General features: G+C 33.0%; 1 protein-coding gene. It reads right to left on the reverse strand.

Features of this window, described 5'->3' with window-relative positions; all coding sequences use genetic code 11:
* Positions 1-105: 105 nt before the first annotated feature.
* The coding region (locus KI356_RS27015) for an ABC transporter substrate-binding protein (RefSeq protein WP_212936983.1) at positions 106-579 on the reverse strand (474 nt) is incomplete at its 5' end.

Here is a 579-nt window from a genome sequence, read left to right on the forward strand (position 1 = left end):
CTTTTATAATATAACATATTGGGAATAAAAATACAAAATGAAATAATGTGACACTTCAGTGAAATGAAAAAACCAGCTCCAGAAAAGGGGGAGCTGGTTTTTTTATTATTTAATAAAGCGTTTTTCAATGTCGTCTAGTAGTAGGTTAGCAGCCATTACACCGCCTGCTGTATTCCAAATAACATCGTCAACTTTGTATGCTTTTCCATTCTTTACTGCATTTAAGTTTTTGAATAGGGGATCGTTTATATACTCTTTTTCTAGTTCAGATCCTTTTTTCTCATTTCCTTTATCGAATGTGAAGTAGAATAATACATCGCCATCCATTGCTGAAATACGTTCTTTAGATACGTTACGTTCTGCGAAATCATTTTTATTTTGATCACCAGGACGCTTAAATCCAAGTTCTTTTAAAATAACGCCAGAGAATGTATCACCGTGATAAATACGAACATCACCAGGCATAAAGCGTACCATAGAAATTTCTTGATTTACTGTATCACCAAGTTTGCCTTTTAAATCTTCCATACGTTTTCCGTAATCAGCTAAAACCTTTTGACCTTCTTTTTCTTTATTTAA

Source organism: Bacillus hominis, assembly GCF_018332515.1.
GTDB lineage: Bacteria > Bacillota > Bacilli > Bacillales > Bacillaceae_G > Bacillus_A > Bacillus_A hominis.